This is a genomic window from Borborobacter arsenicus, from assembly GCF_003934165.1.
Taxonomy (GTDB): domain Bacteria; phylum Pseudomonadota; class Alphaproteobacteria; order Rhizobiales; family Rhizobiaceae; genus Pseudaminobacter; species Pseudaminobacter arsenicus.
This window is the reverse complement of record NZ_RKST01000008.1, coordinates 103,301-119,678: the sequence shown is the minus strand read 5'-3', so window position 1 is coordinate 119,678 and position 16,378 is coordinate 103,301. Positions and strand designations below refer to the sequence as shown.

The 16,378-nt window shown below is 60.1% G+C and carries 14 protein-coding genes; 12 read left to right on the top strand and 2 right to left on the bottom strand.

Going from position 1 to position 16,378, the window contains the following annotated elements:
- The first annotated feature begins 46 nt into the window (after window positions 1-46).
- From EET67_RS14145 to trkA, 3 genes are read left to right on the top strand one after another with little or no spacing between them, the layout of a single operon-like run.
- Window positions 47-2,329 (top strand): sensor histidine kinase NtrY-like, encoded by a 2,283-nt coding sequence (locus EET67_RS14145; RefSeq protein WP_128626830.1) that lies wholly within the window; start codon window positions 47-49, stop codon window positions 2,327-2,329.
- A complete protein-coding gene (ntrX, locus tag EET67_RS14140; protein WP_128626829.1) occupies window positions 2,319-3,680 on the top strand; it encodes a nitrogen assimilation response regulator NtrX in 1,362 nt (453 codons plus the stop codon). Before EET67_RS14145 ends, ntrX begins: the two co-directional genes overlap by 11 nt.
- A gap of 34 nt (window positions 3,681-3,714) precedes the next feature.
- The gene (gene trkA, locus EET67_RS14135; protein ID WP_128626828.1) at window positions 3,715-5,091 is read left to right on the top strand and encodes a Trk system potassium transporter TrkA; all 1,377 of its coding nucleotides are present in this window, start codon (window positions 3,715-3,717) and stop codon (window positions 5,089-5,091) included.
- A 36-nt stretch (window positions 5,092-5,127) separates the two neighbouring features.
- Here trkA and hspQ read toward each other — a convergent pair whose 3' ends face one another.
- Window positions 5,128-5,451: a heat shock protein HspQ gene (hspQ, locus tag EET67_RS14130; protein WP_128626827.1), complete on the bottom strand. Its 324-nt coding sequence runs from the start codon at window positions 5,449-5,451 to the stop codon at window positions 5,128-5,130.
- Window positions 5,452-5,591: 140 nt separating this feature from the next.
- On the opposite strand from hspQ, the gene EET67_RS14125 reads away from it, so the two are divergent.
- Window positions 5,592-6,554 carry an AEC family transporter gene (locus EET67_RS14125; RefSeq protein WP_128626826.1) on the top strand — a complete coding sequence of 321 codons (963 nt, stop codon included), beginning with the start codon at window positions 5,592-5,594 and terminating at the stop codon, window positions 6,552-6,554.
- On the opposite strand, the gene EET67_RS14120 is transcribed toward EET67_RS14125, so the two are convergent.
- Window positions 6,531-7,745, bottom strand: a complete 1,215-nt coding sequence (locus tag EET67_RS14120) for a UbiH/UbiF family hydroxylase (protein WP_245450926.1) — start codon at window positions 7,743-7,745, stop codon at window positions 6,531-6,533. The two genes, EET67_RS14125 and EET67_RS14120, sit on opposite strands and share 24 nt — an antisense overlap.
- A gap of 308 nt (window positions 7,746-8,053) precedes the next feature.
- Here EET67_RS14120 and pcsA point away from each other — a divergent pair, with 308 nt between their 5' ends.
- From pcsA to mazG, 8 genes are all read left to right on the top strand, one after another.
- Complete coding sequence (gene pcsA / locus EET67_RS14115; protein ID WP_128626824.1) at window positions 8,054-8,788, top strand: phosphatidylcholine synthase; 735 nt, start codon at window positions 8,054-8,056, stop codon at window positions 8,786-8,788.
- A gap of 2 nt (window positions 8,789-8,790) precedes the next feature.
- Complete coding sequence (locus tag EET67_RS14110; protein ID WP_128626823.1) at window positions 8,791-9,768, top strand: quinone oxidoreductase family protein; 978 nt, start codon at window positions 8,791-8,793, stop codon at window positions 9,766-9,768.
- 106 nt (window positions 9,769-9,874) lie between these two features.
- Window positions 9,875-11,461 (top strand): ABC transporter ATP-binding protein, encoded by a 1,587-nt coding sequence (locus EET67_RS14105; RefSeq protein WP_425359527.1) that lies wholly within the window; start codon window positions 9,875-9,877, stop codon window positions 11,459-11,461.
- Window positions 11,461-12,561: an ABC transporter permease gene (locus tag EET67_RS14100; RefSeq protein WP_128626821.1), complete on the top strand. Its 1,101-nt coding sequence runs from the start codon at window positions 11,461-11,463 to the stop codon at window positions 12,559-12,561. The genes EET67_RS14105 and EET67_RS14100 overlap by 1 nt, the downstream gene beginning before the upstream one ends.
- Complete coding sequence (locus EET67_RS14095) at window positions 12,554-13,468, top strand: ABC transporter permease (RefSeq protein ID WP_128626963.1); 915 nt, start codon at window positions 12,554-12,556, stop codon at window positions 13,466-13,468. The genes EET67_RS14100 and EET67_RS14095 overlap by 8 nt, the downstream gene beginning before the upstream one ends.
- Window positions 13,469-13,561: 93 nt before the next feature.
- The gene (locus EET67_RS14090; RefSeq protein ID WP_128626820.1) at window positions 13,562-14,632 is read left to right on the top strand and encodes a BMP family ABC transporter substrate-binding protein; all 1,071 of its coding nucleotides are present in this window, start codon (window positions 13,562-13,564) and stop codon (window positions 14,630-14,632) included.
- A 402-nt stretch (window positions 14,633-15,034) separates the two neighbouring features.
- The gene (locus EET67_RS14085) at window positions 15,035-15,445 is read left to right on the top strand and encodes a VanZ family protein (protein WP_483458291.1); all 411 of its coding nucleotides are present in this window, start codon (window positions 15,035-15,037) and stop codon (window positions 15,443-15,445) included.
- 107 nt (window positions 15,446-15,552) lie between these two features.
- The gene (gene mazG, locus EET67_RS14080; protein ID WP_128626819.1) at window positions 15,553-16,377 is read left to right on the top strand and encodes a nucleoside triphosphate pyrophosphohydrolase; all 825 of its coding nucleotides are present in this window, start codon (window positions 15,553-15,555) and stop codon (window positions 16,375-16,377) included.
- Window position 16,378 lies beyond the last annotated feature (1 nt).

The window sequence follows — 16,378 nt, the reverse complement described above, 5'->3', positions numbered from 1 at the left end:
ATGTGTTGCATTGATTCAACGCATTCGCAGTTCCGCAAGCAACGGCATGGCTAGTCAGATACCAACAACCGCTCAACCGCTGTTTCTCGACCGAACGAGGACCGACGGCCGCCGACTTCTGGCGCTGCCGGGAGTAGTCGCCGTGGTCGGTGCATTGCTGACCGCCGCCGTGTCATTCGCCATCCTGGTCGGTGCGACACCGCTGACCCCGAACGAGACGATCACGCTGGCGCTGATCGGGGTGAATGCGGGCTTCATCCTGTTCCTGATGGCGCTTATTGCCCGGGAAGTGCACCGGATCCTCAGCGCCAGGCGGCGCGGCAAGGCGGCGTCGCGCCTGCATGTGCGCATCGTCACCATGTTTGCGCTAATGGCAGCCATTCCGGCTATCATCGTGGCGATCATCGCATCCATCACCCTCGATATCGGGCTCGACCGCTGGTTTGAGATCCGCACCAAGACGATCATCAACTCGTCGCTGTCGATTGCCGACGCCTATGTCCAGGAAAATGCCCGCAATTTGCAGGGCACGACGCTGTCCATGGCCTATGACCTGGACAATGCCCGCACGCTTTACGGGCTTGATCGCACCGGCTTTCGCAATTTCATGAGCCAGCAGGCCGTCGGACGGGCGCTCGCGCATGCGGCGCTGATCCGGGCAGACGGCTCTTTCGTCATGACGGCGCAGACGCCTTCGGACTTCGCCATGCCGGAGGCGCCGGCCGGAGCCGCCAGCGAGGCGACCGACGGCAAGGTGGTGCTGATTGAGCCGCGCACCCGCAACATCGTCGGCGCGATCGTCAAGCTGCGCGAGATCGAAGGGCTCTATCTCTACACTATCCGGCTGGTCGATCCCGAAGTCATCAAGGCGCGCGAAATCGTGCGGGCTAACACTGCCGAATATCGCGGGCTGGAGGCCAACCGGCGTACCTCGCAAGTGGCGATTGCGCTGCCTTATCTGTCACTGACGCTGATCGTGGTACTGTCGGCGATCTGGACCGGCATCGCCGTTGCCGACCGCCTGGTGCGGCCGATCCGACAATTGATCGGCGCTGCTGACGAGGTGGCGACCGGCAATCTCGACGTGTCAGTACCGGTGCGCCAGTCCGACGGAGACGTGGCCTCGCTCGGCGATACGTTCAACAAGATGCTGCTGGAACTGAAATCACAGCGCAATGAGATCCTGAAGGCAAAGGACCTCATCGACGAAAGACGGCGTTTCTCCGAAGCGGTGCTTTCCGGTGTCACCGCAGGCGTAATCGGGGTCGATCCATTCGGTACCATCACCATCGTCAACCGCTCAGCCGAAACGATGCTGGCAATCTCGGCGGAAGCGTCGGTCGGCCAGAATCTCTCGGTGCTTTTGCCGCATGTCGGGCGCGCCTTCGAGATTTGCCGCAGTTCCGGGCGGCCCGGCTATCGCGAGCAGGTCACCTTCTACCGGGCAGGGGCCGAACGTACCTTCAATGTGCAGGTGACGATCGAGGAGGGCGACAATGCGGACGAGGAAAAATCCTATGTCGTGACGGTGGACGACATCACCGACCTGGTGCAGGCGCAGCGCACCTCCGCTTGGGCGGATGTGGCTCGTCGCATCGCCCACGAGATCAAGAACCCGCTGACGCCGATCCAGCTTTCGGCGGAGCGGATCAGACGCCGCTACGGCAAGGTGATCACCGAGGATCGCGAAGTCTTCGATCAGTGCACGGACACGATCATCCGGCAGGTCGAGGATATCGGTCGCATGGTCGACGAATTCTCGGCCTTTGCACGCATGCCGAAGCCGGAGATGAAGACGATTGACCTGCGCGATGCGCTTCGCGAAGCCTCGTTCCTGATCGAAGTCAGCCGATCCGACATCACCTTCGAGCGCGATTTCGGCAGTGAACCGCTCAAGGGTACTTTCGATAGCCGTCTGCTGTCGCAAGCCTTCGGCAATATCATGAAAAACGCGGCCGAAGCGATCGAGTCTACCGACCGCGACAGTGATGAGCCGGGCGTCATCCGTATCAAGGCCGAACGCCAGGACAACGTCTTCAGGGTGGATGTGATCGATAATGGCAAGGGTCTGCCGCACGAAAACCGGCAGCGGCTGCTCGAGCCATATATGACGACGCGGGAAAAAGGCACCGGCCTTGGCCTCGCCATCGTCAAGAAGATTGTGGAAGACCATGGCGGAAGGCTGGAGCTTCACGATGCTCCTGCCGATTTCCACGAGGGGCGGGGCGCGATGGTGACGGTGATTTTGCCGGCGGCCAAGGCAACGGACGCCGACGCAAAACCCGTCGAGAATGAAAGAGTAACTGAAAAGGTCGATAATGGCGTCTGACATCCTTATCGTCGATGACGAAGAAGATATCCGCGAACTTGTCGCCGGCATCCTGAGCGACGAGGGTCATGAAACACGCACCGCACACGATGCAGACAGCGCTTTGGCAACTATTGCCGACCGCGTGCCGCGCCTCGTGTTCCTTGATATCTGGTTGCAGGGCTCACGCCTGGATGGGTTGGCATTGCTTGACCAGATCAAGGTGATGCATCCCAATCTGCCGGTCGTCATGATTTCCGGCCACGGCAATATCGAAACGGCCGTGTCGGCGATAAGGCGCGGGGCCTATGACTTCATTGAAAAGCCCTTCAAGGCTGACCGGCTGATCCTGATTGCCGAACGCGCATTGGAAACTTCGAAGCTCAAGCGCGAAGTGTCGGACCTGAAAATGCGGTCAGGCGAAAGCTTCGAACTGATCGGCATGTCGTCGGCCATGAGCCAGTTGCGCCAGACGATCGAACGCGTTGCGCCGACTAACAGCCGCATCATGATCATCGGGCCGTCCGGCTCGGGCAAAGAGCAAGTCGCGCGCGCCATCCATGCGCTGTCGGCGCGCAAGACCGGCCCGTTCGTCTCGGTCAACGCTGCGACCATCACGCCTGAGCGCATGGAAATCGAACTGTTCGGCACCGAATCCAACGGCGGCGAACGCAAGGTAGGCGCGCTGGAAGAAGCGCATCGCGGCATCCTCTATCTGGATGAAGTGGCTGACATGCCGCGCGAGACCCAAAGCAAGATCCTGCGCGTGCTTGTCGAGCAGCAGTTCGAGCGGGTAGGGGGGACCAAGCGGGTGAAGGTGGATGTACGCATCATCTCGTCCACCGCCCAGAACCTCGAGGCCATGATCGCGGAAGGGCGTTTTCGCGAGGATCTTTACCATCGCCTGGCGGTGGTGCCGGTCATGGTTCCAGGCCTGGCCGAGCGGCGTGAAGACATTCCCTATCTGGTCGATGGCTTCATGAAACAGGTGGCGCGGCAGGCCGGCATCAAGCCGCGCCGCATCGGTGACGACGCGATGGCCGTGCTGCAAGCCCATAACTGGCCCGGCAATGTGCGCCAGCTCCGCAACAATATCGAGCGGCTGATGATCCTGGCGCGCGGCGACGATGTGGATGCACCGATCACGGCGGATTTGCTGCCCTCGGAGATCGGCGACGTGATGCCGCGCACGCCCAACCAGTCGGACCAGCACATTATGGCGCTGCCGCTGCGCGAAGCGCGCGAAATGTTCGAAAAGGAGTATCTGATCGCGCAGATCAACCGTTTCGGCGGGAATATCTCGCGTACGGCCGAGTTCATTGGTATGGAACGCTCGGCTCTCCATCGTAAACTCAAGTCGCTCGGAGTCTGAAGTGCCTCATATCCTGCCCGGCTGGGGTTTCTGAATGCGAGTAATCATTTGTGGCGCGGGGCAGGTGGGCTACGGCATTGCCGAGCGCCTGGCCGCCGAAAAGAACGATGTTTCGGTGATCGACACCTCGCCGGCGCTCATCCATGCGGTGCGCGATGCGCTGGATGTGCGCGGCTTTGTCGGCCATGGCGCACATCCAGACGTGCTCGAGGCGGCCGGCGCGCAGAATGCCGACATGATCATCGCGGTAACGCTTTTCGACGAGGTCAACATCGTCGCCTGCGAGGTCGCGCACGCTTTGTTCAATGTGCCGATGAAGATTGCCCGCATCCGCGCACAATCCTATCTGCAGCCGCATTACCAGAACCTGTTTGCACGCGAGCACCTGCCGATCGACGTCATCATTTCGCCCGAGAAGGAAGTCGGCGAAATGGTCCTGCGCCGCATCGCCCTGCCGGGTGCAACCGATGTCGTGCGTTTTGCCGAGGACAAGATCGCCATGGTTGCGATCGAATGCCTCGAAGAATGCCCCGTCGTCCACACGCAGCTTTCGCAATTGAGCGAGCTTTTTCCCGACCTGCCTTCAACCGTCGTGGGAATCGTGCGCGACGAGAAGCTGTTCATTCCGCATTCGGAAGACCAACTCGAACCGGGCGACATGGCCTATGTGGTCACCACCAAGGATCAGGTCCGCCGTACGCTCACTTTGTTCGGGCATGACGAGCAGGAAGCGACCCGAATCGTGATTGCCGGCGGTGGTAATATCGGCCTCTATGTCGCTGAGGCCATCGAGCAGCGGCAAAGCCGCACCAAGATCAAGATCATCGAATCCAACCGGGAACGCGCCGTCCTCGTTGCCGACCAATTGCGCCGCACCGTCGTACTCAATGGCAGCGCGCTTGATCAGAAGCTGCTGCACGAAGCCGATATCCAGGACGCCGACCTGATGGTGGCGCTGACCAACAACGATCAGGTCAATATCCTCTCCGGTGTCATGGCCAAGCGCCTGGGCTGCAAGGCAAACCTGGTTCTGATCAACAATCCGTCCTATCAGGACCTGACCAAGTCGGTCGGCATCGACGCTTACGTCAATCCTGGCTCGGTCACGACATCGAGGGTGCTGCAGCATGTGCGCCGCGGGCGCATCCGCGCCGTTCACAGCGTGATGCGCGGGGCCGCCGAGATCATCGAAGCCGAAGCGCTGGAAACCTCACCTCTGGTCGGCAGCTATCTACGCGACCTCGACCTGCCCGACGGCATGCGGGTGGGCGCGGTCTATCGCGAAGGCACGGTGATCAGGCCAAGCGGTGCCCTGACGATCAAGCCAAAGGATCGGGTGGTGATTTTCGCGCTCGCCGATGCGGTCAAGGACGTCGAACAGATGTTCCGGGTCAGTCTGGAATTCTTCTGAGCCGGTTGGAGGCTGCGACGGTCGCCGATCGGCGCCTCAGTGGCGCGCGTGCCCCTTGGGCTCGTAGCGGCCATCGGTGGTGCGGTTGAACAATTCACGCAACTGGGGATGCCGCACCGGCTCGCCTGACTGGTCGGCAAGCAGGTTCTGCTCCGAAACATAGGCGATGTATTCGGTCTCGTCGTTTTCGGCGAGCAGATGGTAGAAGGGCTGGTCCCTGTCCGGGCGGACATCGGCGGGGATCGCCTCATACCATTCTTCGGTGTTACTGAATTGCGGATCGACATCGAAGATCACGCCCCGAAACGGGAACAAGCGGTGCCGCACCACCTGGCCGATCGAAAATTTTGCTGTCTTCATTTCCATCACGCTGTTTACGCCCCTAAAAGCTATTTGGCGCAGCTTTCCCGGCAATTCAATCCCTGTGCGGGTTGACGGTTTGACGCGCGGCACGTTACAGCGCCGCGCATCCAGCACGACGCACGGATAAACAGGCAAAAATGTCGGATGTCATCGGGCTGGTCCTGCCTTTTTTCGGACTGATCTTTACGGGCTTCGTCGTGGCGCGGTTGAGGCGCGAACCGCTCGAAGCTCTGGGCTGGATGAATATCTTCATCATCTATGTGGCGTTGCCAGCACTGTTCTTCCAATTGCTTGCCAAGACGCCGATCGAGAAGCTGACCGAAGGAAGCTATATTTTCGGCTCGGTGCTCTCAACCTACATCGTGTTTTCGCTGATGTTTGCGGGCTCCGTGCTGCTGTCGCGCGGCGAGATCGCGCAATCGACGATCAAGGGGCTGGCCGCGGCATATGGAAATATCGGCTATATGGGTCCCGGCCTGGCGCTGCTGGCTTTCGGCGAGGAGGCGGCGGTGCCGGTGGCGCTGATTTTCTGTTTCGAAAACGTCATGCATTTTGCCATCGCCCCGCTGATGATGGCGCTCTCAGGCGGTGAAAAGACGCCGCCGCTTAAGCTTGCGTTCGGCGTCGCGCGCAAGATCCTGCTGCATCCCTTCATCATTGCCACAGCTTTCGGCGTTGCCGCCGCGTTCCTGCAGTTCCGGCCGCCTTTGCCGGTGGAACGCCTGCTCGAATATCTGTCGCAGGCTGCTGCTCCCTGCGCGCTGTTTGCCATGGGTGTCACGCTGGCGCTGCGGCCGCTCAAGCGCGTGCCGACCGAAATGGCGCCGATTGCCGCGCTGAAGCTGATCGTCCATCCGCTGCTGTGCTATGTGGTGTTGAGCTGGATCGGCAATTTTTCCGAAGTCTGGATATTTTCGGCAGTCTTGCTGGCTGCATTGCCGACTGCGACCAACGTCTTCGTCATTGCCCAGCAATATGGCGTGTGGGTGGAGCGCGCATCCGCCAGCGTGCTTTTGACGACATGTATTTCCGTCGTCACGGTGACGGGGTTGCTCTACATGATCACCAGCGGCATGCTACCGCCGGATCTGTTCCCGTAACGAGGATGCAAGCGAGGAGAGGCCGCTGCCCGGCCGCAACCCCTCGCGCATGAACAACGCTCGCAGCGGCGCAAAACTGCCGAGAATGCCAAGGCCCGCACTGCGCGCCATTTGCGCCGGCAGCATGTTGGACAAAAGCGACCGGTTGAGCAGATTGACTGCACCCGTGCGCGCCAGAATGTCCGGCCCGCGTTTGGCATCATAGGCGGCAAGGGCTGCTTCCAGCCCTGGGTCAGATCGGTAAATAGATGCAATCCCAACAAGTTGTTGAATATCTCTAATTCCAAGATTTAAGCCTTGGGCACCGATCGGTGGGAAGACGTGGGCGGATTCACCTATGAGGGCGATCCGATTTTGGGCAAACCGCGCCGGCAGGGTAGCTGATAGCGGGTAGATCTGCCGCCCCGGCTCGACACTGACGCGGCCAAGCATGGACTGCATCCGCTGCTCGACGCGCAGCGACAGTTCCGCATCGTCAAGCGCTGCAAGCTCATTGGCTGTTTCGGGTTTCACGACCCAAACAAGGCTCGACCTGTTGCCGGGAAGCGGCACCTGCGTAAACGGACCGGTCTCGGTATGGAACTCCGTCGAGATAAAGCCATGCGGCCGGGCATGGGCGAAGGAAAAAACAAGCGCGGCCTGGGGGAAATTCCGGGTGGTGGTGGAAATGCCGGCAGCAGCGCGGGCAGGGGAGTTGCGGCCATCGGCGGCAACGGCCAGAGCCGCCGAAAGCTCCGCGACATCCGGTAACAAGGCGATGATCCGGCCGGGTTCCTGTTTCCACTGTTTGACCAGCGACAGGTGCCGCGTGATTTTGGGATCGGCGGCGACCGCCTGACCCAGGCAAGCGTTCAACTCGCTGTTGGGTATGTTCAGGCCAAAAAACGGCTCGCCGATCTCGCTGGCATGAAAAGTCACGACCGGGCTTCGGATGAGCCGGCTCGTGGCATCGACAATCCGCATCACGCGCAGCGCCGCCGCCTTGGATTCGATTGCCTCCAGAATCCCCAGTTCGGCGAGGAACTTCAGCGCCGGCGCCATCAGCGCGGTGGTGCGGCGGTCATTCGTGTTGACAGCAGGCCCGATCAGGTCAACGTGAAAACCGGCATGCGCCAGCGCCAGACTGCAGATCAACCCCGCAGGGCCGGTGCCGGCGACAATGATATTGGCGGTTGCGGTTCGGTCCGACACGATAGTCCTCATGGCGTTGCATGGCCGAGCGAAGAGAAAGGCCAGCATCCATATAGGCCGCCACCCCGCAGCCGGGCAACGCGGCTAATCGGCTCAAACCCGCCTCAGTCAGCCCCAGGCCATGAAAGCTGTTGAAAAACAAAGGCGGCGGCTTTGCCTGGCACGGCGCGCTCATGCCATACGGCTTCCTTTCAAGGTTTTGTCCTTGTAAGGTCGAACCGACTGGAGAGAGGGCATTCGATGGCCGAAAATGGCAGGTCGCGGAAGCGGAGATCGTCTGCGCTGGCCAGCGGCATAGGCGAGTTGAAATGGCGCGGCCCGTGAAACACAAGAAAGTCACCTGGCCGCAGGCGAAAGCCTTTTCCGTCCATCTCCTTACCGCATCCGGCTCATTCCTGGCGTTCCTGTCGCTGGTGGCTGCAAGCGAAGAGCGTTGGACGGCCATGTTCTGGTGGCTGGGCCTGGCGCTCTTCGTGGATGGCATCGATGGGCCGATTGCGCGCAAGCTGGAAGTCAAGGACGTCTTGCCGACCTGGTCGGGCGAACTTCTCGACAACATCATCGACTATGTCACCTATGTGCTGATCCCGGCATTCGCGCTTTACCAGCGCGGTTTCATGGGCGAGGGGCTGTCGTTCCTGTCGGCGGCACTCATCGTGGTTTCCAGCGCGATCTACTACGCAGACACCGGCATGAAGACGAAGGAGAATTTCTTCAAGGGATTCCCCGTCGTCTGGAACATGCTCGTCTTCACGCTATTCGTGATCGAGCCGGTCGAATGGGTTTCCTTCGCCGTCGTGGTCATTGCCGCGCTGATGACCTTCGTGCCGATGCATTTTCTTCATCCGGTGCGGGTCATTCGCCTGCGCCCCGTCAATCTGACGGTGTTTTTCCTCTGGTGCGCGTTCGGAACCGTTGCCCTCGTGCAATCGATGCAGGCAGCAGACATCGTCAAGATTGGTATTGCCGTAACCGGTGTCTATCTTTTCTTCATCGGCGGCATCATGCAGTTGTTCCCCAATCTCGGCGCCAGGAAGGTCTGATCATGTCGAAAGCAATTCGCGTCCACAGCCATGGGGGACCGGAGGCCCTGAGTTTTGATGATGTCGAAGTGGGCCATCCGCAGGCCGGTCAGGTGCTGGTTCGCCATACGGCGATCGGGCTCAATTTTCTCGACACTTATTTTCGCAGCGGCCTTTATCCGGCGCCTGCCGGTCTGCCGCTTATCCCCGGCGGTGAGGCCGCCGGCGTCGTGGTCGAAACGGGCGAGGGGGTGGATTGGCTGAAAAAAGGCGATCGCATCGCCTATACCACCCCGCTCGGAGCTTATTGCGAAGAGCGCATCATCCCTGCTGAAAGGCTGGTGAAGATACCGGAAGGCGTCAGCGACGAGCAGGCGGCGGCCATGATGCTCAAGGGCATGACGGCCGAATATCTGCTGCGCCGCACTTTCCCGGTGAAGCCCGGCGACACCATTCTCTACCATGCGGCTGCAGGCGGGGTCGGCCTCATCCTCGGACAATGGGCAAAACATCTGGGCGCCACCACGATCGGCACCGCCGGCTCAGCCGACAAGGTGGAGTTGGCGCGGGCGCATGGTTTCGACCATGTCATCAACTATCGGGAAAAGGATTTCGTCGCCGAAGTCCGGGAACTGACCGGCGGCAGGCTTTGCGACGTGGTTTATGATTCCGTCGGCAAGGACACGTTCCCTGGCTCTCTCGAATGCCTGAGGCCCCGCGGCATGTTCGTAAGCTTCGGCCAATCATCCGGGCCGATCCCGCCGTTCAACATGGCGCTGCTGTCGCAAAAGGGCTCGTTATTCGCGACACGGCCGACATTGTTCAACTATATCTCTACCCGACAAGAGCTTGAAGCTTCAGCAAAAGCGCTGTTCGGCGTGGTAGCTGACGGGAACGTTGCCATCAGGATAAACCAGCGTTACGCACTCAAGGACGCGGCGCAAGCGCATGCCGATCTGGAAGCACGTCGCACGACAGGCACGACCGTTCTTATTCCTTGAGTTTTCGCTGAATTTCTTGAAGCTCTTTCAAATCACGGGCCGCTTTGCGTTCTGAACACAGCGCGCCTACGATGATTTCGGGAGCACAGAACACGTCCGAACCGGACTGGGAGGAACTGTGAGCGACAATCACAGCGCTGAAGCCGCAAACCTGCTTGAGGTACGCGGCCTGACTAAGATCTTCGGCACGCTCAAGGCTTGCGACAACATCGACCTGACTGTCGGCAAGGGCCAGATTCACGCCCTGCTTGGCGAGAACGGCGCCGGGAAATCCACTTTGGTCAAGATGCTGTTCGGCTCTTTGGAGCCGAACTCCGGCGAAATCCGCTGGAACGGCGAGCCGGTGCGGATTTCCAATCCGCATATGGCGCGCAAACTGGGCATCGGCATGGTGTTCCAGCACTTCTCCTTGTTCGATGCACTGACCGCTGCGGAGAACATCGCCCTTTCACTGGACGACAACACGCCGATCGCCACCATTGCCGCCAAGGCCAAGGCCCTTTCCTTCAGCTACGGCCTGCCACTCGATCCTTACTCACTGGTTGGAGATCTGTCGGTCGGCGAGCGCCAGCGCATCGAGATCATACGCTGCCTGCTGCAGACGCCCGATCTGATCATTCTCGACGAACCGACCTCGGTGTTGACGCCGCAGGAAGCCGACAAGCTTTTCGAAACGCTGGAGCGGCTGCGCCTGGAAGGCAAGTCGATCCTCTACATTTCGCACCGGCTGGAAGAGGTCAAACGCATATGTGACGCCGCCACCGTGTTGCGCCATGGCAAGGTCGTCGGCCACTGCACCCCGCGCAACGAGACCGCGTCGTCACTTGCCCGCATGATGGTCGGCAGCGAAGTGCTGACTGTCGTGCGCGAGCCGGCCGAAGGCATGGACAAGGCACGCACACTGCTTGAGGTGCGCAGCCTGTCGCGCAAGCCAGCCACGCCGTTTTCGATCCCGCTTCACAACATCAGTCTCAATGTTCGCGCAGGGGAGATCATCGGCATCGCAGGCGTTGCCGGCAACGGGCAGGGCGAGTTCTTCGAGGCCGTTTCGGGCGAGGTCCTGCAGGCCGATGCCAATACCGTGCGCATACGCGACAAGGATGCCACCCGGCTGTCGATCACCGGTCGCCGCAAACTGGGCGCGGCCTTCGTGCCGGAAGAGCGGCTTGGCCATGGCGCCGCGCCAAGAATGAGGCTTTCTGAAAACCTGTTGCTTTCACGCCATGCCACGGATGCGAAGGCATTTCTCGGGGCTGGCGGCATCGTGCGCGACAAGGCAATTGCCGCCGCCTCACAGCGCATCATACAGGCGATGGATGTGCGCAAGAGCGGGCCTGATCCCGAAGCAGCAGCACTTTCGGGCGGGAATCTGCAGAAATTCATCATCGGGCGCGAACTCGACCGCCAGCCGGCAGTGATGGTTGTCAATCAGCCGACCTGGGGGGTCGATGCCGGTGCCGCAGCACATATCCGCCAGGCGCTGATCGAACTTGCGCGCAAAGGGTCGGCGGTTCTCGTCATCAGCCAGGACCTGGACGAGCTGTTCGAAATCTCGGACCTGATCGCGGTCATGCACAATGGCGAATTGTCCAAACCCATTCCGATTGCCGAGGCAACACTGGAAAAGATCGGCCTGCTGATGGGCGGCGCCGAGCCCGGCCATGTCGAGGTCACAGAAGCGGAGGTTGCCTGATGCGCATCGAACTGGTCAAGCGCCCGCAGCAATCGGCGCTTTACAGCGCGCTTTCACCATTCATCGCGCTCGCACTGACGCTGATCGCCGGCGCGATCATGTTTTCACTGCTGGGCAAGAACCCGCTCGATGCGCTGTACTACTACTTCGTCGACCCGCTGCGCGAGATGTGGTCGCTGCATGAGCTTGCGATCAAGGCAGCCCCGTTGATCCTGATTGCGGTGGGCCTGTCGATCTGCTTCCTGTCCAACAACTGGAACATCGGAGCGGAGGGACAGTTCATCATCGGCGCCATCACCGGCTCGATCCTCCCAGTCATGTATCCGGATCTCCAGTCCTGGATAATCCTGCCTCTGATGCTCATCATGGGTGTCATCGGCGGAGCCGCCTACGGGTTCATCCCGGCATTGCTGAAGACCCGGTTCAACACCAATGAAATCCTGACCAGCCTGATGCTGGTCTATGTCGCCCAGTTGTTCCTGGATTGGCTGGTGCGCGGGCCCTGGCGCAACCCGCAGGGCATGAACTTTCCTGAAACACGCAATTTCCATCAATATGCGATCCTGCCTGAAATCTGGCCATCGATGGGCCGCGCCAACTGGGGCTTCGTGTTCGCGCTGGTTGCGGCCTTAGTGGCCTGGTTCATGCTCTCGCGCATGCTGAAGGGCTTCGAGGTCAAGGTGCTTGGCCAGAGCCCACGGGCAGGGCGCTTCGGCGGCTTTTCTGCCTCCCGCATGGTCATTTTCGCCTTCCTGGTCTCCGGCGGGCTCGCAGGCCTTGCCGGCATTTCGGAAGTTTCAGGCGCGATCGGCCAGCTTCGGCCGACCATTTCGCCCGGCTATGGCTTTGCCGCCATCATCGTGGCCTTTCTGGGCCGCCTCAATCCGCTCGGCATCATCGCAGCAGGGCTGGTGTTGGCCCTGTCCTATCTTGGCGGGGAGGCGGCACAAATCTCGATTGGCGTCTCGGATAAGGTCGTGCGTGCCTTCCAGGGCATGCTGCTGTTCTTCGTGCTGGGCTGCGACACGCTAATCCATTATCGCGTCCGGTTCGTTGGCTCGACTGCGCACAAGGCGGAGGTTTCGCATGGGAATGCTTGAAGCGGTCCTGATGACGATCGCAACGGCGGCGACGCCGCTGCTGATTGCTGCGGTCGGTGAATTGGTATCCGAGCGTGCCGGGGTGCTCAATCTCGGCGTCGAAGGCATGATGGTGATGGGCGCGGTGACAGGATTCGGCGTTGCCCTTACCACCGGATCGCCCTGGCTTGGCATCTTCGCCGCTATAGCTGTCGGGGCACTGTTTTCGCTGCTCTTTGCTTTCCTGACGCTGACGCTGGTCACCAATCAGGTCGCGACCGGCCTGGCGCTGACACTACTCGGCCTTGGGCTGTCGGGCATGTTGGGCGAGAGCTTCGTCGGCCTGCCCGGGGTCAAGCTGACCAATATCGACATACCGTTTCTATCCGACATACCGCTTATCGGCCGGCTCATTTTTGGACAGGATCCGGTGTTCTACCTGTCCATTCTGCTGACGGCCGGCGTTGCCTGGTTCCTGTTCCGTTCACGGGTAGGGCTGACGCTACGCTCAGTCGGCGACAATCACGGTTCGGCCCATGCGCTCGGCATCAACGTGATCCTGATCCGTTATCTGGCGGTGATGTTCGGCGGCGCCTGCGCCGGGCTTGCCGGAGCCTATCTGTCACTTGTCTACACGCCGCAATGGGTGGAAAACATGACTGCCGGACGTGGCTGGATCGCGCTGGCGCTGGTCGTTTTCGCCTCATGGCGGCCCTGGCGGGTTCTTGCCGGCGCATATCTGTTCGGCGCAGTCACCATCGGTCAGCTCCACGCACAGGCCCTGGGGATAGGGGTGCCCTCACAGCTACTTTCTTCGCTGCCCTATCTGGCAACGGTAGTCGTGCTTGTTCTAATCTCGCGCAACCGGCGAATGACCATGGTGAACACACCGGCTTCTCTGGGGCGGCCGTTCGTGCCGGATCGATAAGGGAATTGATAAGGGGGAAAATTCATGGTCAAAACAAAAGACTACGAAAATGCGCGGAAGTATGCCGGCAACTCAGGGAAAAGGATCACGTCAATGAAGAAAACCATTCTGTCGCTTGCCGTGGCGGCGGCCGCGCTGTCGCTCGGAACGATGTCGGCGGAAGCCAAGGTCAAGGCCTGCTGGATCTATGTCGGTCCGATCGGTGATTTCGGCTATTCCTATCAGCACCATCAGGGCCTGCTGGAAGTTCAAAAGGAATTGGGTGACCAGGTCGAGACGGCCTATTTGGAAAGCGTGCCTGAAGGCGCTGACGCCGAGCGCGCGATCGAGCGCTTCGCCCGTTCCGGCTGCAACATCATCTTCACCACGTCCTTCGGCTTCATGGACGCCACCAACAAGGTCGCCGGCAAGTTCCCTGAAGTGAAATTCGAGCATGCGACCGGCTACAAGCGCGAGCATCCGAATGTCGCGACCTACAATTCGAAGTTCCATGAGGGCCGCTACGTTCAGGGCGTGATTGCCGCCAAGATGTCGAAGACAGGCGTTGCCGGCTACATCGCTTCGTTCCCGATCCCGGAAGTGGTGCTCGGCATCAATGCCTTCATGCTCGGCGCGCAGACGGTCAATCCGGATTTCAAGGTCAAGGTGGTCTGGGCCAACACCTGGTTCGATGCCGGCAAGGAAGCGGACGCCGCCAAGGCGCTGATTGACCAGGGTGTCGACATCATCACCCAGCACACGGATTCGACTGCACCGATGCAGGTTGCCACCGAACGCGGCATCAAGGCATTCGGCCAAGCGACCGACATGATCAAATTCGGCCCGCAGACGCAGCTTACGGCGATCGTGGACGATTGGGGTCCGTATTATGTGAAGCGCGTCAAGGCCGTCATCGATGGAACATGGGAGCAGCACGACGTCTGGGACGGCATGAAGGAAGGCAACGTCGTCATGGCGCCGTACACCAACATGCCCGACGATGTGAAGAAGCTTGCCGAGGAAACCGAGGCAAAGATCAAATCCGGCGAGTTCAATCCTTATACGGGTCCGATCACCAAGCAGGACGGTACCGAATGGCTAAAGCCTGGCGAAGTGGCCGATAATGGGACTCTGCTCGGACTGAACTTCTATGTGAAGGGCGTGGACGACAAGCTTCCGCAGTAGATTGCGAATTTGCCTCCTTAATCGAGCAGATCACGAAAGGCGCCTCCGGGCGCCTTTTTTCATGCGCGTCAAGGCACGCAGGCCAGCCGCCAAGCAAAGATCTGCCAGGTGACCGTTGGCGTTAGCATCGCCATCGAAGTAGCTGAATTGAAAGGCAAACAGCGATCGAACCCGCGCAGCCGCCAACTTTCAAGCCAACGCCATTGGCAAGTCAATATCTACACCTACCGCTCTCTGCATTAGTTCCATAATATATCTTATGCGACTTTTACCTATTGCCGGGCACCCCTATCAACCTCCACTACGGTCGATTTCGACAGCGCTAGGCAGTCACGGTCAAACCGGCTAAGCTGCCGACCAATCCGTGATGCCCGCTGACCGCATCAATTCCGACAATCTAGACTGTGGCACCAACCACCGCCTCAACGGAAATCCATTCAGTTGCTCAGGACCTTTCTGAAGATCATCGCCTGGTTGAGCCTGCTTGCCATTGCCGTGGCCACGCTTGGCCCGATGGTGTTGCGGCCGGAGACCACCGCCGGCCCGACCTTCGAGCGTCTTGCCGCATTCGCTGTTTGCGGCTTTCTGTTTGCCGCCGCCTATCCCCGACGCCTTTGGCTCATAGCGCTGATGGTCGTGGCAGCCGCAATCGTGCTCGAGAGCCTGCAACTGATCATACCTGGGCGCCATGGACATCTGTTCGACCTGTTTACCAAGATTGGCGGCGGTCTCTTGGGCGTATTGCTGGCTGGGACGCTCACCGGAATGCAGCGCCTTTACAAGGCGGTGCGGCAGGCACCCTATCGTGGCTGATTTTGACCTTGCGATGGTGCAAGTTTGGTCAATGCCTTCCTGTGGACAAGCACACAGCGCCGCCGTTCTATGGTGCGTGAGAGCTTGCGGACGTTTAGCATCGGATCATGCACCCATCCCGTGATATTTCGCGCCTTATCGAGATCATGGCCGCTTTGCGCGCGCCCGAAACCGGCTGTCCGTGGGATGTCGAACAGAATTTCGAGACCATTGCGCCCTATACGATCGAGGAAGCCTATGAGGTCGCCGACGCTATCGCGCGTGGTGACCTTGATGATCTGCGCCTCGAACTCGGCGATCTCCTGCTCCAGGTCGTCTATCACGCCCGCATGGCCGAGGAAGCCGGAGAATTCTCATTCGCCGACGTCGTGGAGGCGATTACCACTAAGATGATCCGCCGCCATCCGCATGTCTTCGGCGATGAAAAGGCACGTAGCGCTGGCATGGCCAAGGGCATGTGGGAGGCCATCAAGGCCGAGGAAAAGGCCGAAAAACGCAAGGCACGCCTAGCCCGAGGCCTCGCGGCAGAAGATCACGGCAGCGGGTTTCTCGATGGAATTCCCCTCGCCCTTCCTACGCTCACCCGCGCCTTGAAACTACAGGAAAAGGCAGCCCGTGTCGGTTTCGACTGGGGCTCTGCCGGACCCATACTCGACAAGATCGAGGAGGAAATTACCGAACTTCGAGAGGCCATGGCGAATGCCGACGAAAGCTCGATGAAGGACGAATTCGGCGACGTCCTGTTTGCTCTGGTGAATTTCGGCCGCCATCTCAAGCTCGATGCGGAAGCCGCGCTTGCCGGCACCAACGAAAAGTTTCGATCCCGCTTCCACTATGTTGAACAAGCACTGACTGAAGCCGGATCGAGCCTGGAGAACGCCTCCCTCGAGGAAATGGAAGTGCTCTGGCAGCAGGCAAAAAGAATGAAGTAAC